This is a genomic window from Salinirubellus litoreus (assembly GCF_037335815.1).
In the GTDB taxonomy this organism is placed as follows: domain Archaea; phylum Halobacteriota; class Halobacteria; order Halobacteriales; family Haloarculaceae; genus Salinirubellus; species Salinirubellus litoreus.
Genome location: NZ_CP147841.1, coordinates 2,178,446 through 2,203,949, shown reverse-complemented (window position 1 = coordinate 2,203,949; position 25,504 = coordinate 2,178,446). Strand labels below are relative to the sequence as shown.

Annotated in this window: 23 protein-coding genes; 8 read left to right on the top strand and 15 right to left on the bottom strand. The window is 68.6% G+C overall.

The window, feature by feature from the left end:
• Positions 1 to 415: 415 nt before the first annotated feature.
• The 3 genes from WDJ58_RS10850 to WDJ58_RS10840 form a co-directional block, all read right to left on the bottom strand.
• Positions 416 to 2,485 carry a PKD domain-containing protein gene (locus WDJ58_RS10850; RefSeq protein ID WP_338917724.1) on the bottom strand — a complete coding sequence of 690 codons (2,070 nt, stop codon included), beginning with the start codon at positions 2,483 to 2,485 and terminating at the stop codon, positions 416 to 418.
• A 140-nt stretch (positions 2,486 to 2,625) separates the two neighbouring features.
• Complete coding sequence (locus tag WDJ58_RS10845; RefSeq protein ID WP_338917723.1) at positions 2,626 to 9,393, bottom strand: malectin domain-containing carbohydrate-binding protein; 6,768 nt, start codon at positions 9,391 to 9,393, stop codon at positions 2,626 to 2,628.
• 367 nt (positions 9,394 to 9,760) lie between these two features.
• Entirely contained in the window at positions 9,761 to 10,270 is a 510-nt protein-coding gene (locus WDJ58_RS10840) for a DUF7344 domain-containing protein (RefSeq protein WP_338917722.1), read from the bottom strand.
• Between the two features lie 516 nt (positions 10,271 to 10,786).
• Between WDJ58_RS10840 and WDJ58_RS10835 the strand changes: the two genes are divergently transcribed.
• Complete coding sequence (locus WDJ58_RS10835) at positions 10,787 to 11,113, top strand: HalOD1 output domain-containing protein (protein WP_338917721.1); 327 nt, start codon at positions 10,787 to 10,789, stop codon at positions 11,111 to 11,113.
• 110 nt (positions 11,114 to 11,223) lie between these two features.
• Here WDJ58_RS10835 and WDJ58_RS10830 read toward each other — a convergent pair whose 3' ends face one another.
• Positions 11,224 to 11,976: a CPBP family intramembrane glutamic endopeptidase gene (locus WDJ58_RS10830; protein ID WP_338917720.1), complete on the bottom strand. Its 753-nt coding sequence runs from the start codon at positions 11,974 to 11,976 to the stop codon at positions 11,224 to 11,226.
• Positions 11,977 to 12,231: 255 nt separating this feature from the next.
• Here WDJ58_RS10830 and WDJ58_RS10825 point away from each other — a divergent pair, with 255 nt between their 5' ends.
• On the top strand, positions 12,232 to 13,155 hold the full coding sequence (locus tag WDJ58_RS10825; protein WP_338917719.1) for an ArsA family ATPase: 924 nt from the start codon (positions 12,232 to 12,234) through the stop codon (positions 13,153 to 13,155).
• A 77-nt stretch (positions 13,156 to 13,232) separates the two neighbouring features.
• On the opposite strand, the gene WDJ58_RS10820 is transcribed toward WDJ58_RS10825, so the two are convergent.
• The 4 genes from WDJ58_RS10820 to WDJ58_RS10805 all read right to left on the bottom strand — a co-directional run bounded on the left by WDJ58_RS10820 (position 13,233) and on the right by WDJ58_RS10805 (position 16,135).
• Entirely contained in the window at positions 13,233 to 13,400 is a 168-nt protein-coding gene (locus WDJ58_RS10820) for a DUF1059 domain-containing protein (protein ID WP_338917718.1), read from the bottom strand.
• 167 nt (positions 13,401 to 13,567) lie between these two features.
• A complete protein-coding gene (locus WDJ58_RS10815; RefSeq protein WP_338917717.1) occupies positions 13,568 to 14,089 on the bottom strand; it encodes an Lrp/AsnC family transcriptional regulator in 522 nt (173 codons plus the stop codon).
• 61 nt (positions 14,090 to 14,150) lie between these two features.
• Positions 14,151 to 14,999: an alpha/beta fold hydrolase gene (locus WDJ58_RS10810; RefSeq protein WP_338917716.1), complete on the bottom strand. Its 849-nt coding sequence runs from the start codon at positions 14,997 to 14,999 to the stop codon at positions 14,151 to 14,153.
• Positions 14,996 to 16,135, bottom strand: a complete 1,140-nt coding sequence (locus WDJ58_RS10805; RefSeq protein WP_338917715.1) for an acyl-CoA dehydrogenase family protein — start codon at positions 16,133 to 16,135, stop codon at positions 14,996 to 14,998. Before WDJ58_RS10805 ends, WDJ58_RS10810 begins: the two co-directional genes overlap by 4 nt.
• Positions 16,136 to 16,364: 229 nt before the next feature.
• On the opposite strand from WDJ58_RS10805, the gene WDJ58_RS10800 reads away from it, so the two are divergent.
• A complete protein-coding gene (locus tag WDJ58_RS10800; RefSeq protein ID WP_338917714.1) occupies positions 16,365 to 16,697 on the top strand; it encodes a cupin domain-containing protein in 333 nt (110 codons plus the stop codon).
• Here the strand turns inward: WDJ58_RS10800 and WDJ58_RS10795 are convergent.
• Entirely contained in the window at positions 16,694 to 17,398 is a 705-nt protein-coding gene (locus WDJ58_RS10795; RefSeq protein ID WP_338917713.1) for a 5-formyltetrahydrofolate cyclo-ligase, read from the bottom strand. The genes WDJ58_RS10800 and WDJ58_RS10795 overlap by 4 nt on opposite strands.
• 252 nt (positions 17,399 to 17,650) lie before the next feature.
• Between WDJ58_RS10795 and rtcA the strand changes: the two genes are divergently transcribed.
• Positions 17,651 to 18,670: an RNA 3'-terminal phosphate cyclase gene (rtcA, locus tag WDJ58_RS10790; RefSeq protein ID WP_338917712.1), complete on the top strand. Its 1,020-nt coding sequence runs from the start codon at positions 17,651 to 17,653 to the stop codon at positions 18,668 to 18,670.
• A gap of 22 nt (positions 18,671 to 18,692) precedes the next feature.
• On the opposite strand, the gene WDJ58_RS10785 is transcribed toward rtcA, so the two are convergent.
• Entirely contained in the window at positions 18,693 to 19,415 is a 723-nt protein-coding gene (locus WDJ58_RS10785) for a MogA/MoaB family molybdenum cofactor biosynthesis protein (protein ID WP_338917711.1), read from the bottom strand.
• Between the two features lie 148 nt (positions 19,416 to 19,563).
• On the opposite strand from WDJ58_RS10785, the gene WDJ58_RS10780 reads away from it, so the two are divergent.
• The 3 genes from WDJ58_RS10780 to WDJ58_RS10770 are packed head-to-tail and all read left to right on the top strand — an operon-like array spanning position 19,564 to position 21,157.
• A complete protein-coding gene (locus WDJ58_RS10780) occupies positions 19,564 to 20,631 on the top strand; it encodes a zinc-binding dehydrogenase (RefSeq protein WP_338917710.1) in 1,068 nt (355 codons plus the stop codon).
• A gap of 2 nt (positions 20,632 to 20,633) precedes the next feature.
• On the top strand, positions 20,634 to 20,999 hold the full coding sequence (locus WDJ58_RS10775) for a hypothetical protein (protein ID WP_338917709.1): 366 nt from the start codon (positions 20,634 to 20,636) through the stop codon (positions 20,997 to 20,999).
• Between the two features lie 44 nt (positions 21,000 to 21,043).
• The gene (locus tag WDJ58_RS10770; protein ID WP_338917708.1) at positions 21,044 to 21,157 is read left to right on the top strand and encodes a rubrerythrin-like domain-containing protein; all 114 of its coding nucleotides are present in this window, start codon (positions 21,044 to 21,046) and stop codon (positions 21,155 to 21,157) included.
• Between the two features lie 5 nt (positions 21,158 to 21,162).
• On the opposite strand, the gene WDJ58_RS10765 is transcribed toward WDJ58_RS10770, so the two are convergent.
• Positions 21,163 to 21,336, bottom strand: coding sequence for a hypothetical protein (locus WDJ58_RS10765; protein WP_338917707.1), 174 nt, complete (start codon positions 21,334 to 21,336; stop codon positions 21,163 to 21,165).
• Positions 21,337 to 21,590: 254 nt separating this feature from the next.
• Between WDJ58_RS10765 and WDJ58_RS10760 the strand changes: the two genes are divergently transcribed.
• Positions 21,591 to 21,803 carry a hypothetical protein gene (locus WDJ58_RS10760; RefSeq protein WP_338917706.1) on the top strand — a complete coding sequence of 71 codons (213 nt, stop codon included), beginning with the start codon at positions 21,591 to 21,593 and terminating at the stop codon, positions 21,801 to 21,803.
• A gap of 17 nt (positions 21,804 to 21,820) precedes the next feature.
• Here WDJ58_RS10760 and WDJ58_RS10755 read toward each other — a convergent pair whose 3' ends face one another.
• From WDJ58_RS10755 to WDJ58_RS10740, 4 genes are all read right to left on the bottom strand, one after another.
• Positions 21,821 to 22,531, bottom strand: coding sequence for an SDR family NAD(P)-dependent oxidoreductase (locus tag WDJ58_RS10755; protein ID WP_338917705.1), 711 nt, complete (start codon positions 22,529 to 22,531; stop codon positions 21,821 to 21,823).
• 139 nt (positions 22,532 to 22,670) lie between these two features.
• On the bottom strand, positions 22,671 to 23,285 hold the full coding sequence (locus WDJ58_RS10750; protein WP_338917704.1) for an isopentenyl-diphosphate Delta-isomerase: 615 nt from the start codon (positions 23,283 to 23,285) through the stop codon (positions 22,671 to 22,673).
• A gap of 121 nt (positions 23,286 to 23,406) precedes the next feature.
• The gene (gene hmgB / locus WDJ58_RS10745) at positions 23,407 to 24,750 is read right to left on the bottom strand and encodes a hydroxymethylglutaryl-CoA synthase (protein WP_338917703.1); all 1,344 of its coding nucleotides are present in this window, start codon (positions 24,748 to 24,750) and stop codon (positions 23,407 to 23,409) included.
• A 118-nt stretch (positions 24,751 to 24,868) separates the two neighbouring features.
• Entirely contained in the window at positions 24,869 to 25,447 is a 579-nt protein-coding gene (locus WDJ58_RS10740; protein ID WP_338917702.1) for a DUF2150 family protein, read from the bottom strand.
• Positions 25,448 to 25,504 lie beyond the last annotated feature (57 nt).

The following is a 25,504-nucleotide window of genomic DNA, read 5'->3' as shown; positions in this document are numbered from 1 at the left end:
CGGCGTCCCTGACGGTCCCGACGGGACCTTCGACGCGAGCGTGGACGCCAGGATCGGCGGACCTTCGGACTCGTCGCCACGACGAGAGAGAGAGAGACAGGTCGCCGGGCGCCTCACCCCGAACCGTGAGGACGGTCACCGCACCGGCGTCGTCGAGCGACACCGTCAGTCCGTGCGCGTCGATCCCGCCGTCCGTGTTCTCGACGACCACCTCGTAGCTCGTCGTTCCGCCGACGTCGACGGACGCGTCGGTCGTCCGAATCGGAGTTCCGGGCTGGGTACGGCCGTGACCGTCCTGGTCAGGACGCCCGCGATCAGCACCAGGATCGTTGTTGTACAGACACCTTCGCGGGGGTCAGTCGGTGTGTGATCCCCTCGAACGGTCCGTCGCAGTAGAAAGAGAGGCGAGGGAGTTTCAGTTGTTCTCGCTGATCGTGGTGAAGAGCTTCTGGATGTCGACGTTGTTGAACTCGCCGCTGTCGTTGAAGTCGAACAGCTCCCCGTTCTCCTGGACGACCGCGGAGTCGCGGTTGACGAAGATCGCCTGGACGTCGTTCAGGTTCACCTCACCGTTGCCGTTGACGTCCTCGTAGAGCCCGTCACCGTCGAGGTCCTGCGGCGGACCTTCGTACTGGCTGTCGAGCTTCGCCAGCGTGACGTCGATCGTCGCCGACTGGTCGTCGTCCACGGTGAACACGCCGTGGTCGTACTCGCCCAGCGGGGTGGCCTCGGGAACGACAGCCGTGAGCGAGACCTCCTCGGTCTCCCCGGGATCGAGCTCGAGCTGTACCGTGTCGACCGTCTCGTCCTCGCTCAGCGTGCCGTCGCCGTTCAGGTCGAACCGGAACTGGACGGTCTTCGTGGTCGCGATCGATCCGTCGTTGGTGACGTCCGCGGTCACGGTGACGGGCTCGCCCCGGACGACGCTGCCGGGCGCGTCCAGGTTCGAGACGAGGAACTCGGCCGGCTGCACGGTCACCGTCGCGTCGCTGGTGCCGGTCACCTCGTAGTCGACGCCGTCCTCCGTCCCGAGCGACGAGACGTCGACCGAGAGACCGGTACTGGCGGCCGACGTACCGTCGGCGGACACACCGGTCACGGTCACGGTCGCGACCGTGACCGGGCCGGACTGTGCCGTGTCGAGGCCGATGGCGTCGATCGTCGCCGACGTGCCGTCGCTAAGGACGGTCGTCTCGACGAACTCCGTGTCACCGATCGCCGAGATGTCGGAGATCTCCGCGATGCTCGCGTCGTCGGTCGATACCGCGAGATCGATCGAACCGACGCCACCGGCGGCGCCGTCGACAACCACGTCGTAGGTCACGCTGTCACCGACGCCGACCGTCGCCTCGGACGGCGACAGTCTCACGCCGGTCGTGGGGGCCTCGGGCTGTTCGGTCTCCTCGATCTCGATGCTCGCGGTGGCGCTGTCGTCGTCGGTGTAGACGCCGTGCGTGTAGGTGCCCGGCGCGAGGTCACCCGGAACCGTCACGTCGAACGAGACGGGCTGTGACTCGCCGGGAGCGAGGGTCACCGACTCCTGTCCGAGGCTCTGCCCGTCGAGCTGGAACTCGACGGTCCCCGTCCCGGACTCCTCGCCCGCGTTCGTGACCGTCGTCGAGACGGTGATCTGCGCTCCCTGCTCGGCACTGCCGGGCGCGTTCAGGTTCGAGACCTGGAACTCGGCCGGCGCGAGCGGGGTCACGGTCACGGCCACCGAGTCGGTGTCGCTCTCACCGTTCCCGTCCTCGACGGTCAGGTCGAACGTCAGCGTCTCGGCGCTGTCGACGTCCGGCGCGGTGAACGTCGGCTGTTCGGCCGACGTGTCGCTCAGCGTGACGTCGGTGCCGCCGGCCTGTGCCCAGGTGTACGTCAGCGCGTCGCTGTCCGGGTCGCTCGACCCGCTCGCGTCGAGCGTCACCTGCGTCCCGGCCTGGACGGACTGGTCCTCGCCCGCGTCCGCGACGGGCGGCTGGTTCTGCGGCGTCACCGTCAGCGTCGCGCCGTTGACGCCGGTGACGGTGTAGTCGAACCCGGGGATATCGCCGACGACTTCGTCGGCGAGGGTGATACCCGTCTGCCCCTCGGCGGTACCCTCGACGGTCACCGTCGCGACCGTGATGTCGCTGGTCCCCTGGAGGCTGCCGCCGGCGAACGCGAACGTGGCCGAGTCCCCGTTGACCTCTTCGGTCTTGAACTGCGACGGAACATCCGCGGCGACGCTGATGCCGGTTATCGTCGCGACCGACGGGTCGGTCAGTTCGATATCGGCGCCGGCCACGCCGACCCCGCCGTCGGTCGTCCCGACGACGACGTCGAACGTGGTCGTCTCCCCGACGCCGATCTCCTGATTGGCGGGGCTGATGCTTACTTCCGTGTCTGTCGCGCCTAGTGCGACGCCCGTCGCGCCGATCGAGACGACTAACGCCGCCACGACCGCGAGGGTCGTCATCTGTCGAACCGTCCGCCTTGTCCTTGTTGTCATCGTGTTTCGTGTCGTGTTTCGGTCATCCGCGTTCCGCTCCGCGTGAGTGGTTTCGTCGCCTCGCACCCAGGGATCCGTGTGGACTTCTGGAGAGTCCGCCCCGGGTGCGAAGGGCTGAGCAGCAGTGATCAGCTACTGCTCTATGAGGCCTCCTGGAAAAGCGCCTGAACGTCGACGAGATTCACCTCGCCGTTGTCGTTGAAGTCGAACGCGTCGACGTTGCTCTGGACGACGGGGTCCTCGTAGTTCTGGAAGAACGCCTGCACGTCCACCAGGCCGAACTCCCCGTTGCCGTTGACGTCCTCGTAGACCCCGTCACCGTCGGGGTCCGTCGGCGCGTTCTCGAAGTCGCCGATCGGTCCGGGACCCTCGGCGGAGTCGCCCTGTTCGAAGACGACGACGTTGGAGGGCACGCCCGTCGAGCCGTCGGCGTTCTCGATCGCGGCCATCACGTACAGCTGCTGGCCGTCGGCGTCAGGGACGGCGACGTCGACCGTGGCGGTGCCGCTGGCGTCCAGCGTGACCGTCTGGTAGGTCACGCCGAGGAAGTTGTTGCCCTCGTAGGCCTCGACCTCGTAGCCGGGCGTCCCGTCGTAGTCGGGCACACCCTGCAGGTTCAGCTCCGTGGTGGCCTGCATGACCTGGACGGTCGCACCGGCGGGACCGCTCACGGTGAGCGTCTGGTCGGTCTCGGTGACCGTCGCCGCCGAGTGTCGTGCGTCGAGCGCGCTCGCGTCGAGCGAGCCACCCTCGAGCCCGAGCGTCGGCTGCGTGGACTGATCGGCGCTCGTGACCGCCGCCGAGCCGCCGGCGCTGCCGTCGCCGAACGTCCGCACCGTCTCCGTGGTGCCGTCGGCGAACTCGACAGTCACCGTCGCTCCGGCGAGTTCCGCACCCGACACCGGACCGGCGAGGGTACTCTGGACGTCGTTCCCCGCGCCCTTGATGCTGGTCGGGTCGCCGTCCGAGCCGAACGTCAGCGTCTCCCCCGACTGGAAGTCGTCGAAGGTGAGCGTCATCCGCTCGAAGCCGTCGTCGCCGGCCGCGTCGTTGTGCGGCTGGCCGAAGATGTCGGCGTCGGCCGTCGAGACGAGGCCGACGTCGTCCGAGTTCGACCCGGCCTGGAAGCTCTTGTCGCCGCCGTCGCCGGCGGTGCCGTAGGGGTCGAACACGAGGTCGGGCAGGACGGCCGTGCTCGTGTCGATCGAGACCGACGTGATCGCCACGTCGCCCGTGTTCTCGATCTGGTAGGCGTTGTTGTCCCACGTCGTCGCGTCGACCCCACTGTTCGGCGTGACAGCGATGGACGCCTCCGGGGTCGCCTCGGCGTCGCTCGTTCTGACGACCTCGATGCCGCCCGCGATCGGGTTGTTCGCCGCGCCGTCGACGAGATCGACGTCGAGCGTGCCGTCGCTCGGCGTCACCTCGAACGTCTTGACGGTGCCGGTCCCGAACCCGACGTCGGCGTAGATGTCGTAGTTCTCCAGCTCCCGCTGACCTTCGATGTCGACGTGGAACTGGCGAGCGCCCTCCTGAGCCGGACCGCTACCGCCGAAGTACGGCTCGGCGAAGTACAGCCGGACCTCGTAGGTCGCCCCCTGCTGGACGTCGAACTCCCAGTCCATCGACTGCGACGTCTGCTGGCCGCCGGTGTCGATGAACCGCGCGGAGTTGTAGACGTCGAGCGGCACGTCCTCGGACACCGTATCCGACTTCTCGGTGACCGCGCCGCCGTACTCCGAGAATTGGGTGTCGGTCGTGACGAGGTGCTGGCTCGGCGAGCCGTCCTCGTCCTGTGCCCACGCGGGCGTACCCGCGACCTCCGGGCCGCCGACGTTGACGCGGTAGGCGACCTCGCCGTCGGTCGACGTGTCGGCGGGGTCGACGGTGACCTGGAAGCTCTCGACCGTCTGGTCGGTGCCGTCGTCGGCGACGACCTCGACGGTGTACGGTGAGTTCGCGGCGTCACCCGACTGCGGGGCGATCGTCAGCTCGCCGTTCGAGAGGCTCACGAACTCCGGCCCGTTCACCGAGAGCGACACCGAGTCGCCGTCGTCGTCGGACGCGACGATCGGGACGATCGCCGAGTCGCCCTCGGTGACCGTCCGATCGTCGATCGGGTCGACCGTTGGTGCCGCGTTACCGCCGCCGCCGTCGCTCAGCTGCACGACCTCGAGACCCGCGATCATCGGGTTCTCGGAGCCGTGGAGGAACTCGACGTTCAGTGTGTCGTCGGACGGCGTGACCTCGAAGGTCTTCACCGACCCGACGTCGTGGCCGAGCTCCTGGTACATGTTGTAGTTCTCGAGGACCGTCCCGCCCTCGATGGCCACGCCGTACTCGCGCGGCTCGTCCGAGTACGAGCTGTCGATGTACGTCTCGGCGACGTACACCCGGACCTCGTAGGTCTCGCCGGACTGCACCGGGAAGCCCCACTGCATCTCCGAACCGGTGTCGGGGTCGTACCGCGTCGACTGGTAGAGATCCGTCGGCGTGCTGTCCGGGACGATATCCTGGATCGTGATCGCGTCGCCGTCGGGACCGCTCGTGTCGCTGTCGTCCGATCCCGCGCTGGTGCGGTACTGGGACGGGTCGCCGTTCGTGTCGGCCTCCCAGGCCATGCCGCCGTCGATGGCTGGGAGCTGCGGTCCGCCGACGTTCGTGCGGTAGACGACCTCGCCGTCGGTCGGCGTGTCGCCGCCGGTGTCGGCCTCGTGTTCGAGAACGACGACGTTCGAGGGCGCACCCGTCGTCCCGTCGTCGTTCTTCACGGCCGCCAGCAGGTACAGCAGGTTCTCCGAGGGCACGTCGACCTGGACGCTCGCCTCGCCGTTCGAGTCCAGCGTGACCGTCTGGTAGCTCACGTCGACGAAGTTGTTGCCCTCGAACTCCTCGATCTCGTAGCCGGAGGTCCCGTCGTACTCGGGCACGTCCACCAGGTTCAGCTCGGTGTCCGCCTGCATCACCTGGACCGTCGCGCCCGCGGGCCCGCTCACGGTGACGGTCTGCTGTGCGTCGGAGACGGTGGCCGCGCTGTGACGGGCGTCGAGGGCGTTCGAGTCGAGCTGCACGTTCTGGACGCCCAGCGTCGGCTGGGTGGACTGGTCGGCGCTCGTGACCGCCGCCGAGCCGCCGGCACTGCCGTCGCCGAACGTCCGGACCGTCGTCGTCTCGCCGTTGGCGAACTCGACGGTCACCGTCGAACCAGCGAGTTCGGCACCCGAGACCGGACCGGCCTCGGTCTGCTGGGCGCTTCCCGCGCCCTTGATGCTGGTCGGGTCGCCGTCCGAGCCGAACAGCAGGGTCTCGCCGGGCTGGAAGTCGTCGAACCCGACGGTCAGCCGCTGGTAGCCGTCCTCGCTGTCCTGGCCGTTCTTGGACTTGTCGAACAGGTCCGCGTCGGCCGTCGAGACCACGCCGACGTCGTCCGAGCCGGCGGCGAGCTGGAAGCTCTTGTCGCCGCCGTCGCCGGCGGTCCCCGCCGGGTCGTAGACGAGATCCGGCAGAACGGCCGTGCTCGTGTCGATCGAGACCGAGGTGATCGCCACGTCGCCCGTGTTCTCGACCTGGAAGCCGTCGTTGCTGTACGAACTCGCGTCGACCCCGCCGTTGGGCGTGATCGAGACGCTCGCCTCGGGGTCGGCCGCGCTGGACTCCCTGACGAGTTCGACCTCGAGCTCGTTGTAGTTCGCGGAGTAGGTGCCCGAGGCCCCCGTGGCCGTCGGGATGAGCCCGACCGCCATCGAGTCACCCGAGACCCACGACGACGGGATCGTCGAGGTTCCCGCCTCGATCCGCTCGCCGCCGTCGATGGCGTACTCGTAGGTCACGGAGGCCGGATCGGTCGTCGGGTCGACGGTGATGTAGAGGTCGACCGTGTTACCGACGACGCCGTCCTCAGGGATCTGCGTCCCGGTGGCACTGTTCCCCTCCTCGACGGCGTACTCGATCTCGCCGCCGTTACCGCCGTCCGAACCGATGACCAGCTTCGTGTAGTCGGCCTGCGTGCCGGTACCGAGGAAGATCCCGTAGTTCCAGTACTCGGGAGGGACCTCGCCGTTGAACCCGTTCGTGATCTCGCCGTGGATCACGAACGGCTCGTCGGGCGGGGCCATACCGAACTGGAACCCCTGGCGCTGGTCGTCGTCGCCCTCGTAGGCGCTACCGTCGCCGGTGACCTCCTCGATGCCGAAGATGTCGGCCGCGCCGCCCGCCTGGATCTTACTCCGGTCGTACAGGTCAGCGTAGTCGTCCTGTCCGTTCGTCATCACGCCCGTGAACCCGAGACCAAACAGGCTGGTCCTGTCGAACCCATCGTTCGAGTTGAACGTCAGACACGTCTCCGCCGCGTCTTCCGGGTCCATCGGACAGTCGGTGACGACCTGCGTCGTAGCACCGTTGTCCGGGTCGAGGGCGAACGGATCCTCCGTATCGAGGAGTCCGTCGTTGTCGTCGTCGTCGTCGAGCGCGTTCGGTTCGTTGTCGCCGTCCCAGTCACCGGGCTGACTGGCCGCCGAACACGGGTCGGTGCCGACGGCCTGCTCGTCTCCGTTCGTGAACCCGTCTCCGTCAGCGTCGCCGCTCGGATCGCTCGGGTCGCAGATCGTACTACCGTCGTAGTCGTTCGGTTCGTAGATCTTGATCCCGTTACCGTACTCGGCGACCCAGACCGTTCCCGGGAACTGGTCGTCGTCGCCCTGTGCTTCGATGTCGAGCGGAGCGGCGCCGCCGGTGAATATCTCGCTGGTCTCCGTCGACGAGGTGCCGTCGCTGTTCAACTGAACGCGGAACACTGGGCCGTTCAGTCCGGCAGCCAGCAGGTCGCCCCGCATCTTGCCGCCGAAGTTCGACGCGGTGTACTCGTGGATACCGTTCGTGGACATCCCGAACGTCTCTACGGCACCGTCCTCGGAGCCGGGCTCTTGGTAGTCACACTCCACCGGATTCGCGGACGGCACTGCGTTCGCGAGGATGTCGTCCGCTCCGATCTGCGCTCCACCGGACTGGGCTTTGTAAAGCCCGGCACCGTCGGGGTTGCCGCGGGTCGGGTTCGGGTGTCCGTAGTAGCCGTCCTCCTCGATAAGGTGGATCTGGTCTTCGTCTTCCGGGTTGCCCTCGCTTACCGGCTGGTTCAGGCAGTTCCCGTCGGGACCTTCGTTGACCGGCGGCGCACCCCAGCCGCCACCGACCCCGTTGTCGGTCGCGTAGACGGTGCCGTCTTCGGTCATGGTGAGGTCGTAGGAGTTGCGGAGCCCGCTCGCGTAGACCTGAACGGGACTGCTGCTCTCCCAGATGGCCATGTTCTGGCCGCCCATCCCGCCGAACGGCGTGCCGTCGGGTGCCTGGGAGACGCTCGGGTCGAGCGTCGGCAGGTCGTACTTGTAGGGGACGTTCCCCGTGTCCGTCTTGGTGGACATGGACTCGATCGGGCCCACGTCGACGCTGAGGACCGCCGCCGAGTAGGCGTACTCGGGCGTGAAGGTGAACTCGTCGTTCGGCGCACCGGCACCCGAGTTACCCCCCTGGGAGATCAGCAGGTTACCCGTCGACTCCTGCATTATCAGGTCGTTCGTGGAGTGCTTCTCGGTCGACCGCGGGAGGCCGCGGACGAGCGCGACGTGGTTCCACGAGCTACCGTCCTGGGTGAGCTTCGAGAGGACTCCCGAGTTGGTGTCCAGGGCGTCGGAACGGTCCGACACGGGGCTCGATCGGCTCCGCGGGTCGCTCGACGTGACGTAGATCACCACGTCGTCCGCCGAGCCCGTCACGAGCATCCCCGTCACCTGTCTGTCGCCGGGGACGCCGTCGGTCGAGCCGTCGTCGTTGTGGTTCTGGAGGTCGTTGATCGCCGTGATCGTCTCCGTGTTCGTGACGACGTAGTCCTCCTCGCCCTGCCGCTCGACCTCGAACGCCTTGATGACGCCCTTCTGCTGGGCGACGTAGAGGCGGCCGTCGGGGCCGAACTGGAGGTCGGTCGGGTTGTCGACGTTCGCGCCGAGGCTGTCGGACTCGAATCCGACGTCGACGTCGTTCGTGCCCGTGCCCGAGAGCGCGACCGTCACCGGGGAGTTCGTCCCGGTGTGGTCGACCTCGAGCGTCCCGCTCGAGTCACCGATCGACGACGGCGCGTACGACACCTCGACCGTCGTCGACTCGCCGGGGGCGAGCGTCGTCTGGGAGGCCGACCCCACCGAGAACGCGCCGTCCCCGCTCACGGAGACGTCGGTGATCTCGATCGTCGGATCGCCGCTCCCGCCGAGGTTCGACAGCGTGACCGTCTCGGTCCCGGTCTCGCCGGTGAGCACCTCGCCGAAGTCGACGCTCGACGTGGAGGTGCCGAGTTCGTCCGGGGAGCTCCCGGCCTCGACGATCTCGATCGCGCTGATGATCGGGTTGTTCGCGCCGGCGTGCGCGAAGTCGACGTCGAGCGTCCCGTCGTCGACGGTCGTCGTGAACGACTTCATCGTCCCGACGTTCTGCCCGACGTCATCGACGATGTCGTAGTTGTCGAGGACCAGATCGCCCTCGACGCTGACGTCGAACTCGCGCTGGCCCGCCGAGTCGGCGTAGCCGTCGGCGAAGTAGAGCCGGACCTCGTAGGTCCCCGCGCTCGAGACCGGGAACTCCCACTGGAGCTCCTCGCCGCCGCTGTCGTCCCAGCGGGCGCTCGCGAACACGTCCGTCGGCGTGCTGGCCGGGACCGAGCCGTCGGTCTGGCTCACGGAGTACTCCGAGAGCGAGCCCGTCGGGTTGTGGTACTGGCTCGTATCCTCCCCGGTGTCGGCGGTCCACGCGGGTCCGCCGTCGGTGGCCGCGAGCTGTGGCCCCCCCGCGTTCACCCGGTACAGGACGTCCCCCGGTGCCGCCGCGGCAACACCCGCACCGAGGACCGCCGTCCCCGCGAACATGGACGTCACGACCAGCAGGGCGGCGACAGCCGCACCCAGCTGGCGACCGATACGTGTCGGTTTGCGTCTCGATGGTGGTTCCCCCATCTCGTCCGGTCATTCAGGGGATACACCGTCTGTATGCGGACGCTACCCGGGTAATATGCTCAATCTAACAGGAATAGTGACACGATAACGGCGGATCGAAAAGAACCACCGTCGCTCGGTTCTCGGAGTAGCACTGTACTCAATGGTACGGAATCTAGAATCATCCCGAACCCGTCCGAGTGTCGGTTCCGAAGCGAGCGGAACGACCGGCGTATGGCCGGCGCCGTTCGATCGAGCAGCGAACCGATGACCGGAGCGGTCGCGGGACCGATCGGCGGCGTCAGGACGCGGGTTCGAGCCGAAGTCCGTAGACGCGATAGCACCGCACGACGGTCACGATCGCCAGGGCGACCACCAGCCCCACCATGTAGAACAGGTCCGGCAGCAGGACCAGTGGGTAGAGGTCCAGCCACGAGAGGACGACGAGCAGGGCCCCACCCAGCGTGAGTCCGATCTCGGCTCCCAGCCACACCTCCTCCCCCTCCGGCTCGGGGTTGAGGTGACGATCGAGGACCGTCGCCCTGTCGTTGAGCGTGATGGCCTCGCGTGCACGACCCCCGTCCACGAACCCCATGTCCTCCAGCTGGGGCAGGTGGTTCTGGTGGAGCGCGATGTAGACGCGCTTTCGCTGCTCGTGGGTCACCTCCTCGACCGGTACGTCGTTCTCCCGGGCGGCGACCTGTCGCGAGAGCTCCTTCATATCGACGGGCTCGTCCTGCTCGAGCAGGCACGCCACCACGTATCGCCGACGCTGATTACCCAGCGCCGAGAACACGTCGTCCTCGGGCACCGCAGCCGACCGCTGCCGGTCGGGTCGTTCGTTCCCAGGGAGTAATGCTCCCCTAATCCCTGTGCTCAAACCGAAGTCACCCCATCGCCGTTCCCCCACATCCCACCCATCTATTCCCACCCTAAACACATAAACCTGACATATTGTTTCTCGGGCTCGGAGGCGTTCAGGCAAGCGATGCTTCACCGGAAGAAAGCCGGTAACGGCGATTGGACGCCGCGGAACGCCCGACGAGCGGGGATGGACCGCGACGGATGGCCGGCGTCGTCGGAAGGATCGTACAGCGATCACCGACCCGTCGGCCGACGGCCCGACTGCTCGAACCCGACGGTCCCGAGGGCCGCAACGAGGACCGCCCACGGCACCTCCCGAGAGGCGGGCGGACCTCCCCGGGACGGGGCGATCGCGGAGACGGGACGTCTCCCGTGGGCGGGTGTTCCGGCGGTGGACTCTCGACCCCTCCGGACGCCGGAAAGGGGTAGCTTTTTACCGCTGATTTCCGACCAACAGGCGGCGATGGTACGCGACCTGAGGGGGGGAGGAGAGCTAGAGTACGACCCGGAGAGTCGTACCTACGTCCTCGACTATCGCGCCTCCGAGTACGACGAACTGGCGGCTGCCGTGGTGGCCGGCGTGTCCGAGCTGACGGGGGTCCCGGCCGAGCGTATCGAGCTGAACGCCGTGGTCCACCCCGGGGCGCTGAATCGGCTGTTCGACGAGAGACGGAACGGGACGCCGCGCGAGGGAGGGCGGCTCACGTTCCGCCTGGAGGGGTGTGAGGTCGTCGTGACCGCCACGGCCGAGATCCGTCTCGACCCGCCCACACGCATTCTCGGCGAGTGAGTTCGGCTTCCGGGACGAGGCTGCCGGCCGACGGCGCGTGCTCGGAGAGCAGGTGAGGATGGTAGAGGCGATACGGAGCCGGGATAGATGGGCCGGAGCGCCGCCGTCGCTCACCCGCCGAAGACGGTCCCGAAGAACGAGAGTGCGAACAGCGTCGCGTTGTACGCGCCGTGGACGAGCGAGGGAACGACCAGGTTTCCGGTGAAGTCGTACGAGACGGCCAGCACCAGCCCCGGGACGAACAGGAGCAGGACCGTCACGGCCCGGCCGGTGAGCGGCCCGGTGAGCGAGAAGACGTGCGCGGCGGCGAACAGGAGCGTCGCCAGCACGATCCCCGGGCCCCGGCCGAGCGACTCCACGAGCGAGTTCTGGATGATCCCCCGGAACAGGAGCTCCTCCCCGGGGCCGATGAGGAGAAACGAGACGGGGACCAGTATCGCGAAGACGAGCGGGTCCGCTTGCCCGAGTTCGCCCGCCCGGTTGGCCGCCGGGTCGAGGCCGGTGACGACCACGACCACGACCATCGTCACCGCGCCGACGAGCGCGAGCACCCACCCGGAGGCGGCGGTCAGCCACTCCCGGAGCGAGGGGACGCGCACGCCCAGGTACGACGTATCGAGCCCGCGGAGGCGGAGGTAGGCGAGCGAGACGGTCCCGAACGCCACACCCTGTAACAGCACCGTCGAGATGAGCACCGCGCGGGCGGGCGTCACGGCGACGCCGTAGGACTCGAGGAGCGTGGCGGCCCCACGGACGAGCAGCTGGCCGAAGCCGAGACCGAGCGCGGCGAGGAGGACCGCGAGGACCAGGGCGAGGACGACCCGACCGGGACCGTCCTCGAACCTGGCGGGGAGCGAGGGCATGTGGGCGGGTGCGTCCGGGCCGATGAATATACTGACGGTTGTGGGCCATTGTGGATGTGACCGGGTGAGGGCATCCGGTCACTCCCACAAACAGTCACAACCGTCAGTATAGGCTGTCGGTCACATCGTCCGAAGGGCGACGATCGACGTCCGGTCTCCGGGACCGCGAGCCCCGTTCGTCCGGTCGGTTCGGAACCCGCGGAACGATCCGCGCGACGTGGTGGATTGACGTGTCGTCGTCACGAACCCCCGAGCGTGAACGCCTACACGATGTTCGGCGGGAAGGGCGGGGTCGGTAAGACCACCTGCGCCGCCGGGTACGCCGTCGGGCTCGCGGACGCGGGCCACGAGACGCTGGTCGTCTCGACCGATCCCGCCCACTCGCTCGGCGACGCCCTCGACGCCGACATCGGGAGCGAACCGACGTCGGTGACTCGGCACCTGGAGGCGGTGGAGATCGACCCGGCCTCGCGAGCCGAGCGCTACCGGGTGCTCGCGGAGGCGCTCGCCGACGACATGCGCTCGGTCGGCGTACGCGTCCCCGAGGACGACCTCGACGCGCTGTTCGGCGGCGCGATGCCCGGCGCGGACGAGATCGCCGCACTCGACCTGTTCGGCGAGTACCTCGACGGCTACGAGCGGGTGGTGTTCGACACCGCCCCGACGGGCCACACGCTCCGCCTGCTCGACCTGCCCGACACGGTGGGTCGGGCCGTCGAGACGGCGGCGAGCGTCCGCTCACAGGTCAGACGTGCCGCCGACACCGCCCGCTCGATGGTGTTCGGCCCGGCGGCCTTCCGGGGCGAGGACGACGCCGACGAGGGGTTCGCCGAGCTCCGGGAGCGCATGGAGCGGGTCGAGGCCGCCCTCCGGGACCCCGAGCGGACGGGCTTTCGCGTCGTCTTCCGACCCGAGGCGCTCGTCCTCGCCGAGACCGGGCGGCTCGTCGACCGGCTCCGCGAGTACGAGGTGCCGATCGCGGATCTGGTCGCCAACGGCGTGCTCGTCGACGTGAACGAGGACTGTTCGCGGTGCACCCGCCAGCGCGACCGTCAGCAGGAACGGCTGGAGGTGGTCCGCGGGCGGTTCGACCTGCCGGTGACGGAGGTCCCCGAGCTCGACGAACCCCGGGGAGTCGAGTCGCTCCTGGCGGTCGGGGGGGCGCTGAACGGCGAGTGAGCACACCGATCGGTGTTCGGACCTTCGGGTAATACGGCGGCTCGTCGATCGTTCGGAACCCACCCCCGCGGTCGGTATCAGGCGTCCCGAATCTGCGATCGGATGCTCGCGACCGTCCCCTCGTCGAGTTCCATGTCCGGGTGCGCGCTCTTCGCGTGCTCTTCCGCCTGTGCCATCACTTCCTCCTCCGTCTCGCCCTCGATGTGGGCCGTACATCCCTCCATCGGGCAGTCGAGTGTCTTCATGACACGTTCTCTGAAAGATATTCTCACACATAACTCTGCCGGGGGACGGCACACACGCTCGGCCGAGGGGTCGAAGCCGCGGAACGAACGTACTGGGAGTCCTCCCCGATGCTCGCGGCGCAGCGGGACGGAGCCGGAGATGTGAGTGCTCCGCGTTCCGCCCCCGGCTACCCCTCCTCGTCGCCCCGGTGGAGGCTGTCGAGCAGCTCCGGGTCGGTCCGGAACTTGAGGACGTTGTGGACGACGCTGTTCCGGATGTTGTCGATGACCCCGCCGTGTGTCTTGTAGCACTCGTGTATCCAGCGTGATTCGGACTGGCGGTCGGGGAACATCATCACCGCCTTCCACTGGTACTCCCCGTCCGAGAGGAAGTAGAAGAGCGTGTTCGGCGAGTCGCGGACGTACTCCATCGCGTCGCGCCAGCCCTCGGCGAACCGCTCGGTATTGAACCGGAACTCGAAAAGCGCGAAAATGAAGTACTCCTCGTTGGGGATGACCGCCTCGCGGAACACGCCCTCCTCGCGCATCCCCCGGATCGACTCGGAGACGGTGACGTGCGAGACCGTGATGTCGTACTTCTCCTCGAGGATCCGCGAGAGGTCACGCGAGGAGAGCTGTGGATCCCGGGAGAGTTCACGGAGGATCAGCACGTCCCGACGCTTGAACGTCCACTCGGGTTCGTCGGTCATGGCCGTCGGCGTATCGCGGTCGCTCCCCGAACGGCTCCGACGGGTTCGACTCCCGAACGGCTCACGCCAGCGCCTCCGCGAGCGCCTCGCGATACGCCGCCGGGCGGTCCTCGACGACCCAGTGATAGGCGTCATCGAGGGCTACGACCTCACCGTCGAGGTCCTCGGCGAGCCGCTCGCCGTACTCGATCGGCTGCATCACGTCGTCGGCCCCCCAGACGCAGTAGGTCCGCGAGTCGACGACGTCGTAGTCGATCTCGGTGGTGTGGTTCGTGTTGGTGGCGACGGCGGCCCGCGAGAGCGCCCGGCGGCCGTCCTCGCGGAGCCAGGGCTCCTTGATGCCCTCGACCCACTCCGGGTCGACGTCGTCGCCGTAGAGCCCGCGGACGAACGAGGCGTCGAGCTGGCCCTCGAACTCCTCGGGATCCATCTCCGCAGTGTCGGGCAGACCGAGGTCCGTGACGAACTGGACCGGCCAGGAGTCGTAGCAGACGGCGTTCGAGAGCACGAGCGTCTCGACGCGGTCGGGGTGATGTGCTGAATAACGCAGCGCGACCCCGCCGCCGATGTCGTGGGCGACCAGCGAGACCACGCCCAGATCGAGGTCGTCGATCAGCGCCTGCAGAGCGTCCTCCTGGGCCCGGATCGAGCGGTCGAACGAGTCCCGTCTATCCGAGTTGCCGTAGCCGAGCATGTCCGGGACGATCGTCCGGTACTCGTCCTCGAAGGCGGGGGCGACCCGACGCCAGAGGAACGACCACGTCGGGATGCCGTGGAGGAAGATAACGGGATGTCCGGAGCCCTCGTCGCGGTAGGCCATCGTCAGGTCGTGACCGTCGACGCGTACCTCCGTCTCCTCCTGGGCGGCCGACCAGGCCTCGTGGTCCGGTTCGGGCGCGTCCGCGTTCATAGGAGCCGATCGGCGATGATGTTCTTCTGTATCTCCGAGGTGCCCTCGTAGATCTTCGTGATGCGGGCGTCGCGGTAGAACCGCTCGGCGGGGTGGTCGGTGACGTAGCCGGCACCGCCGTGGACCTGGAGGCCCTCGTCGGCCACGTCGACGGCGGTCTCGCTGGCAAACAGCTTTGCCATGGAGGCGAATCTGACCGCTTCGTCCTCGGCACCTTCCTCGATCGCCCCCGCCGCGCGGTAGGTGAGCGACCGCGCGGCCTCGGTGCTGGTGGCCATGTCGGCGATCTTGTGTCGGATCGCCTGGAACTCGCTTATCTTCTGGTCGAACTGCTCGCGCTCGTTCGCGTAGTCCTTCGCGGCGTCGAGCGCGCCCTGGGCGGCCCCGACGGCCTGGGAGGCCACGCCGGTTCGGCCGGAGGCGAAGAAGTCCATCAGCTGGTAGAACCCCTTGTCGACCTCGCCGACGACGTTATCCTCGGGGATACGCACGTCGTCGAGCTGGATCTCCCCGAGATCCGAGGCCCGGATGCCGAGCTTGTTGTCGATCTTCGTCGACTCGTACCCCTCGGTGTCGGTGGGGACGAGGAACGCGGTGATGCCGCGGTGGCCCGCGTCGGGATCGGTCTTGGCCATCACCACGGCCAGGTCCGCGACGGTCCCGTTGGTGATCCACATCTTGTTCCCGTTCAGGACCCACTCGTCGCCGTCCTTCTCGGCACGGGTCTCGATCCCCGCGACGTTCGATCCGTGGGCCGGCTCGGAGATACAGGTCGACGACGCGGAGTCTCCACTGGCGATGCGGGGGAGCCACTCCTCCTTCATCCACTCGTCGCCGTACTCGAGGATCATCGAGGTGCCGAACCCCGCGGAACCGATGGCCGAGCCGATCCCGGGATCGGCGCGCCAGAGCTCCTCGGTGACGACCACGCGCCCGAGCATGTCCATCCCCGCGCCGCCGTACTCCTCGGGGATGTGCGGCGCGACGAAGTCCAGTTCGGCCGCCTGCCGCCGGAGGTCCTCGGGGTACTCCTTGTTCTCGTCGTGCTCGCGCGCGACCGGACGCATCTCCTCCTCGCCGAACTCGCGGACGGCCTGCCGGATGGCTTCGTGTTCGGCCGTGAGCCTGAACGACATACCCGCGTGGTGGGCTTTCCAAGAGAAAACTGTTGGGGGTATCGGTCGAACAGTGTTAAGTCGGAGGGGGTCACGCTTGGGACGGGACGCCTGCCCGGGGAACTGCCCAGTTGGGAATGGAATCGGGGGCTTCCAGGTCGCTCACGAGGTTCGTTCGGTCTGACTTACGTTCCTCGGACCGTCGTCCCGCCAGCCGAACCACTAAGCCCCGTCCCGGCCACTCCCGCGTATGGCGATGGACCGCTACCCCGAGGCCGCCGAACTGACCCCCGAGGAGGGCGAGGTCGTGACCGCCGAACTCGTCGTGACCGACGACGTGCTCGTGAAGGCGTTCGCGCTCGGACCGGGGGCCGTCCTCGACCCGCACGAGCACGGCGACAGCACCAACGTCTTCCACCTCCTCGAGGGTACGTTGACCGTCATCCAGGGCGAGGACGAGGAGCGGATCACCGCGCCCGGCGTCGTCCTCCACGAGCGCGGCACGCCACACGGTGCCCGCAACGACACCGAGGACGTCGTCCGGTTCACGGCGTCGCTCTGCCCGCTCCCTGGGAGCGGCTAACCGTCACGTAGCTCCCGCAGAACGGGTATCTCCACCAGACGCTCCGCCGGGAGCGCCGACCAGTCGATACCCTCGGGCTTCCCCGACGCGCCCGTCCCGATCACCCGGTCGGGCGTCACCACGAAGTCCATCGGGACGTCGTGGGCATCGGAGTCCCAGTCCTCCTCGCGGACCTGGCGTTCGTGGACGGTCGTGACCACGGGCGTCCCCACCTCGACGAGTCCGAGTTCCGAGAGCACGCCCCACTCCAGATCCGAGTAGCCCTCGCCCTTCCCGACCCGGTTCCCGGCCTCGTCGACGGCGACGCTCCCCGAGATCACGAGGTCGATTCGAGGCATCGCTTCGGGACCGACCTGCCGGCCGTGCTCGTCCATCCCCGAGACCGTCGCGGCGGCGTCGGTGTCCTCGACGACCGCGGGATCGATCTCGACGAAACAGTCCGCCTCGCGGAGCCGGGGGACGGCCATGTAGACCGTCTTCCCCTCCCGGAGTGCCCGACGGCGGACCGGTAGCTGCGGGGCGTCCGGGTTCGATTTGATCGCGTCCGCCTCGCGCCACGCGTCGGTCTCGGCGAGGCGGTCGGCCGCCCCGTCCGCGCCGGCGAAGTTCGGGATGCGGCCGTGGGGCGGGAAGGGGAACCGGGCCTCGCCGGAATCCTCCAGTTCGTCCCACACCCGTTCGCGGAGTGCCTGCTTGTCCATGGGGAGCGGACGGGCGGCGTGGTCTTCAACGGTGGCCGGCAGACCGGGCCGGTCGGGGACGGGGACCGGTCTACCGGGCGGTTCTCCCGGGAACGCCGTACCGACCGTCGACGACCCGTCGAGTGTGACTGACCGCACTCCGAGCGACGTGAACCGGTCGGGCGAGGTCGTCGAACGGCCCGCGTACCTGCGGATAGAGGAACGTGAAGAGCCGGGCGAAGGCTACTCGCATCCCCGTCGCCTATCCCACCCATGCTCGAACTCGACGGGAGCGAGGGCGGCGGCCAGCTCGTCAGGACGGCCCTCGCCTGCTCGGCGCTGACGGGCGAGGCCTTCCGGATGGCCGGGGTCCGCGAGGAGCGCCCGAAGCCGGGGATTCGACCGCAGCACCTCGCGGCGATCGAGGCCGTCGCCGCGGTCTGCGACGCGAAGGTGACCGGCGCGGAGGCAGGGGGTTCCGGGTTCGAACTCGAACCCGGAACCCCTACCGGTGGCGAGTACGGGGTGGCCGTCGGGACCGCCGGGAGCGTTCCGCTCGTCTTCGACTCGATCCTCCCGGTGGGTTACGCGCTTGCCGAGCCGCTCCGCCTCCGGGCGACGGGCGGAACGGACGTGAAGTGGGCACCGACGGTCGACCACCAGCGATCGGTGAAACTGCCCCTCGTCCGCCGTGCGGGCCTCGAAGCGGGGACGACCGTCGAACGGCGGGGGTTCTACCCGGTCGGCGGTGGGAGGGCGACCCTCGCACTCTCACCCGCCGAGCCCCGGGAGATCGAACTGGCCGATCGAGGGGAGCTCCGGTCGGTGAATGTGGTGTCGGTCGCCTCGCGGAGCCTCGAGGACGCCGAGGTCGCCCGGCGACAGGTGGATGCGGTGGTGGATGACCTGGAGGTTCCGGCCCCGGTCGAGTCGACCGTCGAGTACGCCGAGAGCGACTCGCCGGGATCGGTGGTGCTCGTCCGGGCCGAGTACGAGCACTCGCTGGCGGGGTTCGACGCGCTCGGCGAGCGGGGTCGACCCGCCGAGGACGTTGGGGCGGCCGCCGCGGAGGCGTTCGCCCGGTTCGATGCCGGCGGGGCGGCGGTCGACGAGCACACCGCGGATCAGCTCGTGCTCCCGCTCGCCGTTGCCGGCGGGGAGGTCGCGATACCACGGGTCACCGATCACGTCGAGACGAACGCCGGCCTGATACGGGCGTTCGGTGGCGACGTCCGGATCACCGGAGGGGACCCGCCACGGATTGCCTCGACCGGTGGGCTCGGTAGCCGCTGAGGGATGGTTGCGCCGTGCGGTCCTACTCGTCCGGGGAGGTGACGTGGTCGGCCTCCCGGTCCTCGTCGTCCTCGCCCTGCTCCTCGCGCCGGGAGAGACCCGCCAGGTGGGACGCTTCGGGGACGATCACCTCCTCGCTTCCGAGGCGAGCGGCGTTCTCGCTTCCGGGGAGACAGAAGACGGGGGTACCGGCGACGACGCCCGCTATCGCGCGCGTCCCGACGACGCGAGTCCCGATCTCGTCGTAGGAGAGGCGTCGGAACAGTTCGCCGAACCCCGGGAGCTCCTTCTCGAGCAGGTCCGAGACCGCCTCGACGGTGACGTCGTCGGGAGTCACGCCCGTCCCTCCCGTCGTGACGACGACGTCGACGTCCTCGCGACGGGCGAAGTTGCCGACCGCGGACTGGATGCCGTCGTAGTCGTCCCGGAGCAGTTCCCGGGTGGCCAGCCCGTGACCCTCGGCCTCGAACGCCTCGACGATGGCGTCGCCCGCCGGGTCGTCCTCCAGCGAGCGGGACGAGGAGATGGTCGCCACCGCAACCCCGAGCTCCTCAACGTCGTGGGCGTGGTGGCCGTGTTCGTCGTGTGTGGGCCCGTGGTCGTGTTCGTGCCCTTCCTGCTCGTGTTCGTGCTCCCTGTCCGGGTGTCCGTGCTCGTCCCGGTCGCCGTCCTCGTAGTGGTCGTGTTCGTCGCCCATCTCGTGCTCGTCGCGGCCCTGGAGCGGCCGGTCGGGGTCGTCGCTCATGCGTCGTCGTTCGGGACCCACCGGCTAAAACTCCCGGCCGAGGCCGAGCCCCGTCCGGGCGGTGCCGGTCTCGAAATCGGTTCTCCGACCCCGGAACCCTCGGCGACCTCCGCTAGGGTTTTGGGTCCCCCACCCGGATCTCGGGGCGATGAAAGCAGTCTACTACGAGGAGCACGGCGACGTCGACGTGCTGGAGTACGGCGACCAGCCAGACCCCGAGATCGAGCGCGACGAGTGCCTGATCGAGGTGAAGGCCGGCGGCCTGAACCACCTCGACGTCTGGACCCGCCGGGGGATGCCCTCGCCGGGGGAGTTCCCGCACATCCCGGGGAGCGACGCGGCGGGCGTCGTGAGCGAAGTAGGCGAAGGCGTCTCGCGGTTCGAGGCCGGCGACCGGGTGGCCGTCGCCCCCGGGACCTCCTGTGGGGAGTGCGAGTTCTGTCGTGATGGGGACTACTCGCTCTGCGAGCGCTACGCGCTCATCGGCGAACATATGGGCGGAGTCCACTCCGAACTCGCCGCCGTCCCCGAGGACAACCTCGTTTCGGTACCGGAGCACGTCGACTTCGTGACGGCCGCCTCCGCACCGCTGGTCTTCCAGACCGCCTGGCGGATGCTCGTCACCCGCGCGGAGGTCGACCAGGGCGACCGGGTGCTCGTCCTCGGTGCCTCCGGAGGGGTCGGCCACGCCGCGCTCCAGATCGCGGTCAACGCCGGCGCGGAGGTGTGGGCCACCGCCTCCAGCGAGGAGAAGCTCGACTACGCGGCCGAGCTCGGCGCGGACCACCTGATCGACTACGAGGCGGAGGACTTCGCGGACGTCGTCTACGAGGACACGGACGGTCGCGGCGTCGACGTCGTCGTCGACCACGTCGGCGAGGCGACCTGGGACAGTTCGATCAAGGCCGCCGCGAAGGGCGGGACGATCGTCACCTGCGGGGCGACCTCGGGGCCGATGCCGGAGACCAACCTCTCGCGGGTGTTCTGGAAGCAGCTGAACATCCTCGGATCGACGATGGGGACGCCCGGCGAGATGGACGACGTCCTCGCCAAGGTCTGGGACGGCACGTTCGAGTCACGCATCCGTGCGGTGCTCCCGATGTCCGAGACCGCCCGTGCCCACGAGATGCTCCAGGACCGCGAGGGGTTCGGGAGCGTCGTGGTCGTCCCCGACTCGGTGTACGAGGAGGGGGAGTACGCCGAGTACGACGGGTAGCCGTGGCCGACGACTCGACGTACCGTTTCGATCCCGCCGAGTCCCGCGAGGACGGGGAGGCCGACGGCGAGGAGCCCTCCGAGGGGGTGGGTGGGGAGGACGGCGAACCGCCGGGAGCGACCGGACCGGGGCCGGGCGGGGACGTGCCGCCCGGCGGGACCCGCGAGTTCGGCTGGCGGGGGTGGGTACTGGTCGGGATGCTGTTCGTCGCGCTCGTCGTCATCCCGGTGCTGCTCTACTTCGTTCCCCGGGTCCAGTGGCTCACGGCGTCGCTCGGACTGGGCTACCGCGACGCGTTCCTCGTCCTCCCGCTGGTCCCCGCACTCGTGCTCGCCGCGCTCGCGGTCTGGGCGACGACCCGACCCTGAGCCGGCGCGCTATCGTTAAGCCCTGTCGTGACGTACGGTGACACATGCACTACTACGAATGTCTCGGCTGCGGCGCGCGGTTCATCTCCACCGGGTACCGCGGACCGTGCAACCGCTGCGGCGAGAACGTACAGAACCTCTCGGTACGACGGGAGTGACCGCGTCAGGCGGCGCGTTCGTCCGTCGGACCGGCCGCTTCGGGCAGTTCGACCCCGTGGGCCCGGCAGTACGCGTGCCAGTTCTCGGGGGAGGTCCCCACGTAGCGAGCGGCGTCCTCGCCGGTGAGCGTCCCCTCGGTGTACAGCAGTGCGGCGGTCCGCAGGGCGTGTAGTTGCATGGGCTACGTTCGCAGATATTCGAATACATACGTAAATCTATCGGAGATCATCTACCTAGAACGTCCACGTTATCGCGCAACAAGATGACGGTACCACACTCGCGGCGCGACAGAAGAGACGATCGTCCATCGGTACCGGTCGAGTGTCGATCGAGGTCGAGCGGGACGTCCCGCCTTCGAGCGGCAGGGGAGCAGGGAGGTCCCGGTCGAACGGTTCCGTGGCGGTTATGTAATCGCCGCTCCAACGTCGGGTAATGTCACAGGCGTTGAACGCGTTCAAGTCGCTCTCGAGGGACCAGCGCGTCCGGTTCGGATCCGTCGCGCTGGTGGTCGGCATCGTGCTCATCGGGATCCTCGGGTTCGCGACCGTCCCATCGGAGGTGCTCCGGATCGTCATCGGCATCGTCGGCGTGATCGTGATAGTCGTCGGTACGCTCCTCCTCGGGACGTCCGAGGGGACGGTGTAGCGGCGGACGAACGACGGCTACCAGTCGATACGCTCCTTCTCCCGCCAGAACTCGCCACCGGGACTCCCCGGGGCGAACCGCGAGAGCCACACCGGCGTCTCCGCACCCGCCTCGACGCTCCGGTTCGCCCCCTCGCCGCCCATCCCCGTGCGCACCCAGCCCGGACAGACGCTGTTGGCCATGAGACCGCGGTCCCGGTACTCCCCGTGGAGGTAGGCGGTCAGCCCGTTCAGTCCGGTCTTCGAGATCCGGTAGGCCGGCGACCCGCCGCTCATCCCCTCGCCGAGCGCCCCCATCCCCGAGGAGACGTTCACGACGCGGCCACCCTCGCGCTGGATCAGGAGGGGAACCGCGTGTTTGCAGACGATCGTGGGCCCCCGGAGGTTGACCGCGAGCGTCCGGTCGATGCGCGAAGTGGGCTCGGCGACGATGTCCTCGCCGAACTCGCCCACGCCGGCGTTGTTCACGAGGACGTCGAGCCGCCCCGCCTCCTCGTGGATGCCGTCGACGACCGCCTCGACGTCGCCCTCCTGGGTGACGTCGAGCAGGACCCGCTCGGAGCCCTCGGGCGTCTCGTTCTCCCGGGAACGGCTCCCGGCGTACACCGTGGCACCGAGGTCGACCAGCCGCCGGGCGATCTCCGCGCCGATCCCGCGGTTCGCCCCGGTGACGAGCGCGACCTGTCCGTCGAGTGACTCCAGGAGTTCCACCTCGTCGATGTCGGGCATACCTCGGGGAGGCCCGACGTCCGTGAAAAGGTGTCGAGTACCCCGCTCTCCGTGTCCCGCTACTCGCGAGCCGTCCTCACGGTCCGCTTCGAGGCCTCACCGCTCGCCGCGAGGAGGCCCTCACTCGGTTCTGACCGTCCTACTCGCCCAGGTCCCGCCGCATCGCGATCTCGAACCAGGGGCAGAGCCTGAGCTGTCGGTAGAGCCGCTGGTTCTCGTAGAGGTGGTCGTACGGCACCCACATCCAGCCACCCACCTCGTCGGGGTCGGGGTCGAGCGTCCGGTCGACCACCATGCACTTGAGCACCGCACAGACCTCCCACTCGACCCCCTCGTCGAGGTAGTAGCGCTTGTACTCGAACTTGTCCGTCATGCGGAGGTCGCGGTACTGCGAGGACGAGAGGCCGAGCTCCTCCTCCAGCCGCTCGCGGGTGGCCTCCGTCTGCGTCTGTCCCTGCTCGGGGTGCGAGGCGACCGTCCCGTCCCAGTAGGTGTCCCAGAGCCGCTTGCCCGGCGCACGCTGGGCGAGCAGGACGTTCCGGTCCTCGTCCAGTACGATCACGGTGAACGCCCGGTGGCGGGTGCCGTCACCGGTGTGTGCCTCCAGCCGGTTGACGACACCCTGTTCGTCGTCCTCGGCGTCGACCGCGACGACCTGCTGTTCGGCGTTGGCGTGGGCGACGTCCGCGTCGTCCCCCGTGCCGGAGTCCTCGGCGACCCCGGTGTCGCCGTCGGGGCCCGTCTCGGTACTCATACGCTCCCGTCGCCCCTCGGTCATATGGTAGCTTCGACTTCCCGGACGCGTCGGCGAGGGATACCGGCCGTGAACGTACCGGTCAGGACCCGCGAGGAGAGATCGGTTCGATCCGTGGGTACTACTCGACGTAGCTGTACTTGCGCTCGCCCATCCGCCCCCAGCCGTCGAAGGTGAACTCCCCCTCGGGGGCCGTGAACTCCTCGAAGTCCGTCTCCTTGTCGTGGTTGTGGGCGTCGTGGACCGTCTCGTACTCCTCGTAGGAGAGCTCGTAGCGGTCCTCGAGCTGGGCGTCGACGTTCTCGCCCATCGACTCGATCTCGGCCTCCCAGTCGTGCTGGACGCGCTCCGCGTGAATCTCGGCCTGCGCGCCCGATCCGTAGGAGGCGACGAGCAGCGTCTCGCCGGTCACGTCCCGGCCCTCCTCGTGGGCGCGCTTGAGCGCGGCCGCGCGGGCGACGTGGACGCTCCCGGTGTACCAGTTGCCGACGTGCCGGGAGATGTCGAGCGTCGGGTCGATGACGCGGTCGTACCAGTCGGCGTACCGGTCGGTCTCCTTCAGTGCGTCCGTGTACTCGGCGACGGCGTCGAAGTACTGTTCCTCGTCGTCGAACGCCTCCGGTCGGGGCTGACGCCCGATCTCGGCGGCGAGCTCCTCCTCGACCTCGGTGTCGCGGGTGACGTGCCGGTAGGCGAGCAGCGCGGCCTTGCGGACCATCCCCGGGAACGGGGTGTGGAACGGCGCGTAGACGAAGTCGTCCGGGTGGACGTCGCCGGCGACGGACTCGTAGTCGACGAGCGCCTCGCGCATCCGCGCGAGGTAGACCTGCACCGAGCGCTTGCCGTCGACGCTCGGGAACTGCTGGTTGGGCTTCAGGAAGTCCGTCTCGTCGGCGCTGCCGTACCCCTGCTCGGTCGAGAGCTCGACGAGATCGGGGTCCTCGGAGACGAGCATCGCCACCGCGCCGGCCCCCTGCGTGGCCTCGCCGGGGTCGCCCCGTGCGTAGAGCGCGGTGTCGGTCGCGACGACCAGCGCCGATCGGCCCCGATTTCGGCCCGCGCGGATCCAGTTGTACGCGTCGTCGATGGCCTGCGTGCCGGCGACACAGGCGAACTTCCGCTCGCCCTTGTTGGCGTGGTGGAAGTCACCCTCGAAGGTCTGTTCGAGACAGCCCGCGATGTACGTCGAGACGGGCTTGGAGTTGTCGAACGCCGACTCCGTGGCCACGTCGATCCGGCCGATGTCCGCGGGGGTGAGCCCCCGGCGCTCCATCAGCCGTTTGGCGGCGTTCGCCCCCATCGTCACGATGTCCTCGTAGACGTCCGGGAACGAGGAGGCGTACAGGCCGAGCCCCTTCGTGTACTTCTCGGGGGCCTCCCCCTTCGCCGGTGCGAACGTCTCCGCCAGGTCGAGCCGGAGCTTCCCCGTCTCTATCTCCACCGCGTCGATACCGACGTCCTTCATACCGTACGGTTCGGAGAAATCGTATAAGTGTTTGTCGACGTAGATTTCGACAGTCGTCGAAGTCCGAGGAAGTCGGCGGGCCAGGTCGATCTCGGTGCCCCGCCCGCGTGGTGACGGGCTACTCCTCGTCCTCCTCGACGACCTCGGGGTCCGCGAGCGCCGTCTGGAGGCTGTCGAGGCCGTTTATCCACTCGGCGACGAGCCCGTACTCGACCTCCTCGGTGAGGGACATGTCGAGCTCCTCGCCGTCGATGATGCGGGTACCGGCCTGCGCACAGTAGCCGATTGCCGCGTCCATCTCCTCTTCGGCCTCGGCGTCGACGGCCGCCCGGACGTAGTCCTCTACCGTCCCCTCCTCGGCGGGTCCGCCGACGACGTACTCCTCGGCGGCGTAGAAGACACAGACCAGCGAGGTCTGGACGCCGTCGACGAGCATCAGCTTCTCCTCGTCGTCGAACTCGACCTCGGAGAGGACGATCTCGCGTATCCGCTCGAGTTCGTCCATCGCGGCCTCCTCGCCGAGTTCGCCGTCCTCGTGGTCGGTGAGGACCTTCGCTACGGCGATGGCCGCGTCGTCCTGAAGATTGAGCAGCAGTCGCGCGGAGTTCTCGTTCTCCGGGTCGATCTCCTCCTCCCGCAGGCGGTCGAGCCAGTTCTGCCAGCGGTCCCGCGTGTAGTACTCCCCGGAGTTGCTCATGTCCGGAGGTGCACGGCGGCGGGGATATGCCTTTTCCCTCCGTCGGACGCTGCACCC